The organism is Pseudarthrobacter sp. HLT1-3 (assembly GCF_059383535.1).
On the sequence record NZ_JBWZCJ010000018.1, the window covers coordinates 98,367 to 108,516 of the forward strand.

Consider the following 10,150-nt stretch of genomic DNA (forward strand, 5'->3'; position numbering starts at 1 on the left):
CGCGCGCTGCGCGGATCCGGGGTGCCGCCGTCCGAATCCGCGCCCAGCGTCCGAAACAGGCGCGGAAACTGGGTCTGGCGGGCACTGTGGTCTGAAGCAGGGCAAAGAAAAAGCCTCCGGAACCTGGGTTCCGGAGGCTTCTCCAAGGGTGGCAGATGAGGGATTCGAACCCCCGTAGGCGTTGCCAGCTGATTTACAGTCAGCCCCCTTTGGCCGCTCGGGTAATCTGCCGAACTTCAAAAGAAGATCACTCGCGGCTTCCTTGGTCAGAACGGCCGTTTCCGGTTCGTTCCGCTTCCAGTAACCGCGGGCAAGACAACTTTACAGAACTTCTGCCGAAGAATCGAATCGGCGCTTTTTGGCCCTAAAAACCCCGGAAAATCAGGCTTCTCCGAGGATGCGGCCGGCGAGTTTGGACTCGAACCGTGCAGCTTGCTCCTCCGTGATCTGGTTCAGCTGCACGGCGCGGGCCAGATCGGCGTGGACGCCGTCGAGCCTGGACGAGGCGTCCGCGGCCGGGCTGAAGATGATCGAGGCGGCAAGCGTTGCCGCCGCCACCGTGCCCGCGGCGGTGGCGAAACCGCCCGCTGCGGCTGCGGTGGAGCGGATGACATACCGGACGGCCTTGTTCTGCATGAGCTGTGCCTTTCGAACGACTCTTCCCAACTCCTGCAACTGTGCCACCCTAATCTTCGTTCCCGCCCTGACTCAGCTAGGAGCGGACTGTGAACCGGAGAGCGCCCGCCGGCCTCCACATCGGGGGCATCCGTACTAGGCTGGATTGCAGACACCACAGCCCCTCACCGGGCAAACCCCCAACCATCAGGAGGACAGTCATGGCAGGCGAATCAACGTTCGACGTCGTCAGCAAGGTCGACAAGCAGGAAGTCGCCAATGCGCTGCACCAGGCGCAGAAGGAACTGGTCCAGCGTTACGACTTCAAGGGCGTCGGTGCTGAGGTCGATTTCAGCGGCGAGACGATCCTGATGAAGGCCAATTCCGAGGAGCGCGTGCTCGCCGTCCTGGACGTGCTGCAGTCCAAACTGATCCGCCGCGGCATCTCCCTCAAGTCCCTCGACACGGGCGAGCCCTACCCTTCCGGCAAGGAGTTCCGGCTCGAGGCCACGATCAAGGAGGGCATTGCCCAGGACCTGGCCAAGAAGATCAACAAGCTCATCCGCGATGAGGCCCCCAAGTCCGTCAAGTCGCAGATCCAGGGCGACGAACTCCGCGTGACCTCCAAGTCCCGCGACGACCTGCAGGAGACGATGAACCTGCTCAAAGGCTTCGACGAGGCCGACCTGCAGTTCGTGAACTTCCGCAGCTAAGGTCCCTCCGCGGCGCAGGCTTCCTCAGGCTGCGCTAATCTCCTGACGCTGCGCTAAAGGGCTGTCGCGCCGGTATTCGCGCGTCGACAGCCCCTTCGCGCGTCGACGGAACCACTTGCGCGTAGGGGAGGCAGCCGGGTTTTCCGAGTCAGCCACGACGCCGCACCCGGGCATCCCCTATCCCGCAGACCCCTGGGACCCCAGATCCATGCATCCACCGCGGCCGGGCCGCGCTCCGGGGGCACATCGGCGCGGACACGCCGTCCGCTGAGGCGCCGCCGTCGAAATCTGGGCTCAAAGTGCCCCCGGACGGATGCAACCCGGCTCCCGGGGACAAGCCCACAGACCAAAGCCACCGGCCGACCCGGCACCAGGTACCCGCCTCTCGCCAGAAGTGCCGGCCGCGCTCCTGCCCACCATCTCCCTACGGTTTCGCGCGCCCCGGGCCGCGTCCCCCCGGGGGCCAACCCACGGCTGAAGAGGGGCGGGCCGCACCACGGGGGCACTTTGGCGCGGACACGCCGTCAACTCGGGCGCCGCCGTCGAACACTGCGCCCATAGTGCCCCCGGACGGGTGCACACCGGCCCCGACCCCGATCAGACCAGGGGGCGGCCGGCCATCCGCTCGAGTCGGCCGATCCGTTCGCTCATCGGCGGATGGGTGGAGAACATCTTCGCGGCCCCGGCGCCGCGGAACGGGTTTGCGATCATCAGATGCGAGGCGTTGACCAGCCGCTGGTCCTGCGGGAGCGGTGCCAGCTGCACACCCTGCTCGATTTTGCGCAGGGCGGAGGCGAGCGCCAGCGGGTCTCCCGTGAGCTTCGAACCGTCCTCGTCGGCGTCGAACTCCCGGGTGCGGGAGATGGCCATCTGGATCAGCGAGGCGGCGAACGGCGCCAGCAGGGCCATCGCGATCGCAGCGAGCGGGTTGGCGTTGCGCCGGTCCCCGCCGCCGAAGAACAGCAGCATCTGCGCCACCGAGGTGATGACGCCGGCGACGGCGGCAGCCACCGAGGAGGTCAGGATGTCCCGGTTGTACACGTGCATCAGTTCGTGGCCGAGCACGCCGCGGAGTTCCCGGGCATCGAGCAGCCGGAGGATCCCTTCGGCGCAGCACACCGCGGCGTTCTGCGGGTTCCGGCCCGTCGCGAAGGCATTCGGGGCCATCGTTGGCGAAAGGTAGATCCGCGGCATCGGCTGCTGTGCCCTCTCGGAGAGCTCCCGGACAATCTGGTGGAGCTGGGGCGCCTCGGCCTCCGTCACGGGATAGGCCTGCATGGCGCGGATGGCGATTTTGTCACTGTTCCAGTAGCCGTAGGCCGTGGTGGCGACGCCGATCAGCGCCATGATCCAGATCGGCGCGGCGCTCCGCGTACTGGAGGCCATCAGCGCGCCGAGGCCCAGCAGCACCGCCCAGAGCACGCCGAACAGGGCGGCGGTTTTCAGTCCGTTGTGATGCTGATGCACTTGTCCTCCCGAGTCGTCCCGCTGCCCCAAGTCATCCCCTAGGGATCACACTCGAAAAACGTCCGGCTACGGCACCGGGTTCCGCGCGTCGTACTTCAGGAACCCCGACTGCCAGTGCGCCACGGTCCAGGCCACCAGAATGCACAGCAGGCCGCCGGCAAGCAGGACCCAGCCTTCACTCAAAATCTTAGTCCCGCCGCCCGCCAGCATGTCCCCCACCCGCGGCCCGCCGGCCACGACCACAATGAACACGCCCTGCAGCCGGCCGCGCAGGTGGTCGGGGGCGGACGCCTGCAGGATCGTGGTGCGGAAGACGGCGCTCACGGAGTCGGCGATTCCGGCCAGGCCGCAGCACAGGGCCGCGGGCAGCAGCCACCACGTCACGCCGCCGGATCCGGAGTTCCCGGCGAGCACGACAACGAGGCCGAACCCCGCGATCGAGGCGCCCCACCCCATCACGGACCAGACGACGGCGGTGCCCTGCCGTTGCACCGCGCCCAGCGGACCGGAGAACAGGCCGGCCAGGAACGCGCCGACGGCGGTGGAGGCGAGCAGGATCCCGACGGTGGTTTCGCCGCCGCCGATCATCACGGCGCCGATCGCGGGCAGCAGCGCCCGGGGCTGGGCGAGGATCATGGCCACAAGGTCGATGATGAAGGTCATCCGCAGGTTGGGGCGCGTGCCCAGGAAACGGAACCCCTCGACGACGGAGCGCAGCCCCGCGGGCCGCGCGTGTTCGCCCGGCGGCATGGCGGGCAGCTTCAGCAGCGCCCACACCGCGAACGCGAAGGTGGCGACGTCGATGGTGTAGGTCCAGGCGAAGCCGACCGTGGCCACCAGCAGCCCGGCCAGCAGTGGGCCGGCGGTCAGGGTGAGCCCGAAGCTGATCATGCTCAGCGCGTTGGCGGCGGGCAGGAGCTCCTTGCGGACCAGCACCGGGATAATGGCGCTGCGGGCCGGCTGGTTGATGGCCTGCGCCCCGCTTTGCACCGCGATCAGGACGTACAGCAGCCAGACGTTCCCCAGCTGCATCCAGGCCTGCAGTGCGAGGCATGCGGTGGTCAGCCACAGCACCGAGGAGGCCAGCAGCGCCACCTTGCGGCGGTCATGGGCATCCGCGATCGACCCGCCGAGCAGGCCGCCGAAGACCAGCGGGACGAGGGCGAAGATGCTGAGCAGTCCCACGTACAGGCTGTCCTGGGTGAGCCGGTAGACCTCCAGGCTCACGGCGACCAGGGTCAGCTGGCTGCCCACGGCCGCGACGGCGGATCCCAGCCACAGGCGGCGGAACGCCGGACTCTCGCGCAAGGGCGTGATGTCCGCCAGATATTTCCCCACCGGGACACTCTAGCGGCGCCGAATCCGCCCGCCGGTGACCCGGCGCCCGACGCGCGCGGGTCACGCCCGGGGCGGCGCGCTGGGGGCGGACCGGCGCGCGGGGCACAGACGCGGCACGGACGGCGTAACACGACACGCCTTATTATGACCGGATCATAATAAGTGGTTGAATGGAGGTTATGACGGATTCGACGGGCACTCACGAGGCATGGGCTGCCGCCCTGCGTGCCCACGGCCGCCGGGTGACCAAGCAGCGGCTGGCCGTGCTGACCGCCGTCGAGCATCACCCGCATTCCCCCGCCGAGCAGATCCTCACTGCGGCCCGCCAGGACCTTCCCGAGCTGACCGCGCAGTCCGTCTACGTGGTCCTGGGCGACCTGACCGATCTGCAGATGCTGCGCCGCTTCGAGCCCCCGCACTCCCCCGCCCTGTACGAGACCCGGGTGGGCGACAACCACCACCACGCCGTCTGCATCAGCTGCGGCCGGGTGGAGGACGTCGAATGCGCCGTCGGCCACGCACCGTGCCTGACGCCGAGTTGGGACGAGAACAGCAAGCCGATGACCATCCAGATCGCCGACGTGCTGTACCAGGGCATCTGCCAGGACTGCCAGCACACCCAAAAACTTCCCTCCACATCAGAAGAATAAGTAACGACAAAGGAGAATGATGACTGCGAACCTTTCCGCGCCCATCACGCATACTGCGACCACAACCCAGACCGGTGCCCCCGTCGCTTCCGACGAGCACTCGCTGACCACCGGTGCCGACGGAGCCACCGCCCTTCACGACCGTTACCTGGTCGAGAAGCTTGCACAGTTCAACCGCGAGCGGATCCCGGAGCGCATCGTGCACGCCAAGGGCGGCGGCGCCTTCGGTACCTTCACGGTGACCGGCGACGTGTCCCGCTACACCCGCGTGGCTGCCTTCCAGCCGGGCGCCCAGGTCGGCACCGCCATCCGTTTCTCCTCCGTGGCCGGCGAGCAGGGCTCCCCCGACACCTGGCGCGACGTCCGCGGTTTCGCGACCCGTTTCTACACCCCCGAGGGCAACCTGGACATCGTGGGCAACAACACCCCGGTGTTCTTCATCAAGGACGGCATTAAGTTCCCGGACTTCATCCACTCGCAGAAGCGCCTGCCGGGCTCCGGCCTGCGCGACGCCGACATGCAGTGGGACTTCTGGACCCTCTCCCCCGAGTCGGCCCACCAGGTCACCTACCTTATGGGCGACCGCGGCCTGCCCCGCTCCTGGCGCGAGATGCACGGCTTCTCCTCTCACACCTACCTGTGGACGAACGCCGAAGGCGCTCGCTTCTGGGTCAAGTACCACTTCCGCTCCAACCAGGGCGAGCACAACATCACCAACGAACAGGCTGAGCAGCTGGCCGGCGCCGACGCCGACTACTACCGCCGCGACCTCTACGAGAACATCGCCGAGGGCAACTTCCCGAGCTGGGACCTGCACGTCCAGGTCATGCCCTACGAGGACGCCAAGACGTACCGCTTCAACCCGTTCGACCTGACCAAGGTCTGGCCGCACGCGGACTACCCGCTGGTCGAGGTTGGCCGCTTCGAGCTGAACCGCAACCCGGAGAACTTCTACGGCGAGATCGAGCAGATCGCCCTGTCCCCCGCGAACGTCGTTCCGGGCCACGACATCTCCCCGGACAAGATGCTGACCGCACGGGTGTTCTCCTACCCGGACGCACAGCGCTACCGCGTCGGCACCAACTACAACGAGCTGCCGGTCAACCGCCCGATCTCGCCGGTAAACAACTACTCGCAGGACGGCTCGCTGCGCCACGGCTACAAGCCGGCGACCGCCCCGGTCTACGCGCCGAATTCCTTCGGCGGCCCCGTGGCCGACCCGGCCCGCGCGGCTGAGGGTTCCTGGGAGTTCGACGGCGCGCTGGTGCGCTCCGCGGCCACCCTGCACTCCGAGGACAGCGACTTCGGCCAGGCCGGCACGCTGTACCGCGAAGTCTTCGACGACGGCGCCAAGGCCCGCTTCCTCGACACCATCACCGGTGCCGTGAGCGGCGTGCAGAACCCCGCCATCAAGGAACGCGCCATCCAGTACTGGACCAACGTTGACGCCGAGCTCGGCGCCAAGCTGCGGGCCAACCTGGGTGCAGCCCCCGCCGTCTCCGACGCCGAGGCAGCCAACAAGATCGGCTAGTTTCAGACAAACGAAAACACCCCGCCGCGGATCATCCGTGGCGGGGTGTTTTGTCTCGTGCTGTTCCGGCGGTGGGACCGCTCAGGCGACGTCCGCGCTGGAGGCGGCGGCCGACGTCGAGCCTGCAGCGGCCGGGCGGTGGCCCTTTTTGGCGAGCTGGATCTGCTCGTAGACGTGGTGGCGCAGCTCGGTGAAGCGCGGCAGGGACCGGGTCTCGAGCTGGTCGCGGTCCTCGGGCAGGTCGATCGTGATGTCCTCCTGGACCACCGTCGGGGAGCTGGAGAGGATGATGACCCGCTCGCCGAGGTAGACGGACTCGTCGATGTCGTGCGTGACGAAGAGGACGGTGATGCCCAGCTTCTTCCACACGGTGCGGATCAGGTCCTCCAGGTCGGCCCGGGTCTGGGCGTCGACGGCGGCGAACGGCTCATCCATCAGCAGGACCTCGGGCTGGTACGCGATGGCGCGCGCAATGGCCACGCGCTGCTGCATGCCGCCGGAGAGCTGCCAGGGGTAGGAGCGCGGGACGTGGGACAGGCCCACGGCCTCCAGTGCGTCGTCCACGAGCTTGTCGCGTTCCGCCTTCGGGACACCCTGGTTTTTCAGCGGGAGTTCGACGTTGTCCCGGACCCGCATCCAGGGGAACAGCGAGCGGCCGTATTCCTGAAAGACCACGGCCATCTTCTTCGGCGGGCCGACGACGCGTTTGCCGTCCAGGAGCACTTCGCCCTCGGTCGGGGCCATCAGCCCGGAGATGCACTTGAGCAAGGTGGTCTTGCCGGAGCCGGAGGGCCCCACCAGGCAGGCAAGTTCGCCCGCGCGCAGGTCGAAGGTGAGGTTCCGGACCGCCTCGACGTCGCCGCCGTCGGTCTGGTACACCTTCTTCAGCCCGCGGACGGAGAGCATCGCTGCCGGGGCCGCATGCGTTGGGTCAGGCTGCATTTTCTACCTCTTTCTGGCCGTGGTACCAGCGCAGGATATTCCGCTCGGCCCACTGGAAGATGAATGACATGCCCACACCCAGCAGACCGAGCACCACGATGCCGGACCACATCTCCGGAATGGAGAAGGAACGCTGGAACTGGACGATGGTGAAGCCAAGTCCCGAGGACGAGGCGAACATTTCGGAGATCACCATCAGGATCAGCCCGAGGGACATGGACTGTCGGACGCCGGCCATGATCTGCGGGCTGGCGGACGGGAGCACCAGGTACCGGACCCGGGCCCAGCCGTCGATGCCGTAGGTGTGGGTGGAATCGGAGAGCACCGGATCGACCGCGCGGACGCCCTCGATGGTGTTCAGCAGCACCGGCCAGACACAGCCGGAGATGATCACCGCGACCTTCATGGAGTCGGTGATGCCCATCAGCAGGATCAGCACCGGCACCAGGACGGGCGGCGGGATGGCGCGGAAAAACTCCAGCGTCGGTTCCAGCAGCGCCCTCAGCCATCGGATCGATCCGATCAGCACGCCGCCGACGACGCCGATCACGATCGCCACGACGACGCCCACCACGAGCCGCCCGACGCTGGGCAGCACGTCCGTGAAGAAGCGTTCACTGAACCAGACCTCGCCGAAGGTTTCGACCAGGTTGGCGGGGGTGGGGACGTAGAAATTGGGCTTGCCCAGGGTGGAGGCCCACCAGATCAGGATCAGCAGCACCGGCAGGCCCACGAGGTAGCCGAGAATCTTCAGGGTTTTCATACGATTACCTCGGATCGGACCGACGAGTGCCAGCCCAGGGTTTTCTTTTCGATGAAACGCATCAGCATATTGATCAGCACGCCGATCAGGCCGGTGGCGAGCACCAGGGCGTACATGCCGGAGATGGCGCCGCCGGACTGGGCCAGCGCGATTTCGCGGCCAAGCCCCGGGGAGCCGATCACGAGTTCGGCGGTGATCGCCAGGACCAGCGCCACCGCGCCGGCGAGCCGGACACCGGTCATCAGGTACGGCAGGGCGGTGGGAAAGACGACGTAGCGGATCCGGGCCATCCTGCCCAGGCCGTAGGTCTTGGCCGTGTTGTTGGCGACCATGTCGACGTCGGCCACGCCGTAGAGCACCTGGATCAGGATCTGCCAGAAGGAGGCGTAGACGATCAGCAGCAGCGACGACTCGATTTTTACGCCGAACAGCAGCACGGCCAGCGGGATCAGGGCGACCGACGGGATGGGGCGCAGGAATTCCACCGTGGAGTTGGTGGCTTTGCGCAGGAAGGTGCTGGAGCCGATGATGAAGCCCAGCAGCACGGCGGCCACCACGGCGATCAGGAGGCCCAGGAACCAGGCCTTCATGGTCTCGCCCACGGACACCCAGAACGCTGTGAGTCCGAAGTCGGCCACGAGCGCGGCAATGACCTCACTGGCGGGCGGCAGATAGCGTGCGTCGATGATGCCGAGCCGGGGAATGAGCTCCCAGGTCAGCAGGAACCCGAGGATCCCGGCGAGGCCGAGCAGTTGTTTGGTGGGTAGTTTGCGGACCTGCCGGCCGTGCCGCTCCACGCTGGGAGCGGCACCGCCGGTGGTAAGGGTTTTGGAACTCACGGGAGGAGTTCGTCTGCGTTCGGAGCCTTGGTCAGTGTGCCGTACTTGGCGGCGGCTTCGCCGAGGGTGTTGAACGCGTCCTTGTTGAACTCGACGCGGTAGCGCGGCAGGACGATCTTGGCCCGGGCGGCTTCGTCGATCTTGGTGTAGGTGCCCACGATGTCGCGGACCTCCTGCGGGTGCGTCTGCGCGTATTCGAGCGACTTGTTCATGGCGCGGGTGAACTTCTGCGTGAGCTCGGCCTTGCCCTGGATGGTGTCCGACTTGGTGAAGTAGCCGGCGATGTCCAGCTCCGGGCTCATCTCGACGAAGTTCGAGGAAACCACCTTGCCGCCTTCAGCCACTGCCTTGGACAGGAACGGCTCAAGGATCCAGGCCGCGTCGACCTGCTTGTTGGCCAGCGCCGCCGGGGCGTCCGGGAAGGCCACCTCAACGAACTTCACGCTCTGCGGGTCCCCGCCGTCCTTCTCGATGACCGACTTGATGGTGGTGTCTCCGATGTTGGAGAGGTTGTTCACCGAGACGGTCTTGCCGGCGAGGTCCTTCGCGGACTGGACGCTCGAGCCGGCCGGAACAACGACGCCGCCGATGTCCTTGCCAACCTCACCCGTGGTGGACGCACCGTTGGCGACGAACTTCAGGTCAAGGCCCTTGTCTTTGGCGACCATGACCGAGATCAGGTTGGAGAAGGCGAAGTCGAAGCTGCCGCTGACGATGCCGGGAACGATCGCCGCGCCGCCGGTTGCGGTCTGGATGTCCAGCTGGAGTCCCTCTTCCTTGAAGAAGCCCTGCTTGTCACCGAGGTAGATGGGTGCGCAGTCGACGATCGGAATGACGCCGACGCTGACCTTGGTGAGGTTCCCGCCGCCTGCGGCTCCGCTGGAGGCAGTCCCGCCGCCGGTGGAACTCGGCGAGCCGCTGCCGCAGGCCGACAGTCCGAGAACGGAGGCCGCTGCCAGGACGGCAATAAAACGTCGTTTCATTTTCACTCCTATGTGCACGTCGACATGGGAGTGACAAGCCCCCAAGCCTATAAATGTTCGTCCTTCGAACAAAGGTTCATTTTAAGTCTGATCTAACCATAGTGTGAGGTCAACCACAGCTGGTGCATTGTTACAGCTCTGAGATGGGGTGTCGAGAGGTGCCCTCTAACGCCGAAGTCGCCGGAGCCGTGCCAATTCGCGGGAAGGTCGGTATATATCAAGCTGTTGGTGACAGCTGGTTGGTTTCTTTGTAGTTGATGCCGGCGTGGCTGGGGGCGCCCGGGACGGTGGGCCTGCGGTGGTACCGGT

The 10,150-nt window shown here is 66.6% G+C and carries 10 protein-coding genes and 1 tRNA gene; 3 read left to right on the forward strand and 8 right to left on the reverse strand.

Translation table 11 applies throughout. The features are described from left to right. Positions 1-149: 149 nt before the first annotated feature. Positions 150-231, reverse strand: a tRNA-Tyr gene (locus AC50X9_RS15630). Between the two features lie 150 nt (positions 232-381). After that, positions 382-636, reverse strand: a complete 255-nt coding sequence (locus AC50X9_RS15635) for a hypothetical protein (RefSeq protein WP_494894791.1) — start codon at positions 634-636, stop codon at positions 382-384. 200 nt (positions 637-836) lie between these two features. On the opposite strand from AC50X9_RS15635, the gene AC50X9_RS15640 reads away from it, so the two are divergent. Then, on the forward strand, positions 837-1,328 hold the full coding sequence (locus AC50X9_RS15640; RefSeq protein ID WP_494894792.1) for a YajQ family cyclic di-GMP-binding protein: 492 nt from the start codon (positions 837-839) through the stop codon (positions 1,326-1,328). Positions 1,329-1,925: 597 nt separating this feature from the next. On the opposite strand, the gene htpX is transcribed toward AC50X9_RS15640, so the two are convergent. Together htpX and AC50X9_RS15650 are read right to left on the reverse strand one after the other, a co-directional pair. Further along, a complete protein-coding gene (gene htpX, locus AC50X9_RS15645; RefSeq protein ID WP_494894794.1) occupies positions 1,926-2,795 on the reverse strand; it encodes a zinc metalloprotease HtpX in 870 nt (289 codons plus the stop codon). Between the two features lie 66 nt (positions 2,796-2,861). Then, on the reverse strand, positions 2,862-4,133 hold the full coding sequence (locus AC50X9_RS15650) for an MFS transporter (protein ID WP_494894796.1): 1,272 nt from the start codon (positions 4,131-4,133) through the stop codon (positions 2,862-2,864). 179 nt (positions 4,134-4,312) lie between these two features. On the opposite strand from AC50X9_RS15650, the gene AC50X9_RS15655 reads away from it, so the two are divergent. Next, on the forward strand, positions 4,313-4,783 hold the full coding sequence (locus AC50X9_RS15655; RefSeq protein ID WP_494894798.1) for a Fur family transcriptional regulator: 471 nt from the start codon (positions 4,313-4,315) through the stop codon (positions 4,781-4,783). A 19-nt stretch (positions 4,784-4,802) separates the two neighbouring features. Continuing rightward, a complete protein-coding gene (locus AC50X9_RS15660; protein ID WP_494894800.1) occupies positions 4,803-6,314 on the forward strand; it encodes a catalase in 1,512 nt (503 codons plus the stop codon). Positions 6,315-6,395: 81 nt separating this feature from the next. Here AC50X9_RS15660 and AC50X9_RS15665 read toward each other — a convergent pair whose 3' ends face one another. Genes AC50X9_RS15665 through AC50X9_RS15680 form a run of 4 tightly spaced genes read right to left on the reverse strand, consistent with a single transcriptional unit; the run spans position 6,396 to position 9,841 of the window. Next, on the reverse strand, positions 6,396-7,256 hold the full coding sequence (locus AC50X9_RS15665; RefSeq protein WP_494894802.1) for an ABC transporter ATP-binding protein: 861 nt from the start codon (positions 7,254-7,256) through the stop codon (positions 6,396-6,398). Further along, positions 7,246-8,019, reverse strand: a complete 774-nt coding sequence (locus tag AC50X9_RS15670) for an ABC transporter permease (RefSeq protein WP_494894804.1) — start codon at positions 8,017-8,019, stop codon at positions 7,246-7,248. Before AC50X9_RS15670 ends, AC50X9_RS15665 begins: the two co-directional genes overlap by 11 nt. Next, positions 8,016-8,858, reverse strand: coding sequence for an ABC transporter permease (locus AC50X9_RS15675; protein ID WP_494894806.1), 843 nt, complete (start codon positions 8,856-8,858; stop codon positions 8,016-8,018). Before AC50X9_RS15675 ends, AC50X9_RS15670 begins: the two co-directional genes overlap by 4 nt. Then, positions 8,855-9,841: an ABC transporter substrate-binding protein gene (locus tag AC50X9_RS15680; protein WP_494894808.1), complete on the reverse strand. Its 987-nt coding sequence runs from the start codon at positions 9,839-9,841 to the stop codon at positions 8,855-8,857. The genes AC50X9_RS15675 and AC50X9_RS15680 overlap by 4 nt, the downstream gene beginning before the upstream one ends. Positions 9,842-10,150: the final 309 nt, after the last annotated feature.

What these genes read in the sequence shown, in the direction of transcription:
- AC50X9_RS15635 (WP_494894791.1), bottom strand. Translation starts at nt 636, where the DNA reads ATGCAGAACAAGGCCGTCCGGTATGTCATCCGCTCCACCGCAGCCGCA.
- AC50X9_RS15640 (WP_494894792.1), top strand. Translation starts at nt 837, where the DNA reads ATGGCAGGCGAATCAACGTTCGACGTCGTCAGCAAGGTCGACAAGCAG.
- AC50X9_RS15655 (WP_494894798.1), top strand. Translation starts at nt 4,313, where the DNA reads ATGACGGATTCGACGGGCACTCACGAGGCATGGGCTGCCGCCCTGCGT.
- AC50X9_RS15660 (WP_494894800.1), top strand. Translation starts at nt 4,803, where the DNA reads ATGACTGCGAACCTTTCCGCGCCCATCACGCATACTGCGACCACAACC.
- AC50X9_RS15665 (WP_494894802.1), bottom strand. Translation starts at nt 7,256, where the DNA reads ATGCAGCCTGACCCAACGCATGCGGCCCCGGCAGCGATGCTCTCCGTC.
- AC50X9_RS15670 (WP_494894804.1), bottom strand. Translation starts at nt 8,019, where the DNA reads ATGAAAACCCTGAAGATTCTCGGCTACCTCGTGGGCCTGCCGGTGCTG.
- AC50X9_RS15680 (WP_494894808.1), bottom strand. Translation starts at nt 9,841, where the DNA reads ATGAAACGACGTTTTATTGCCGTCCTGGCAGCGGCCTCCGTTCTCGGA.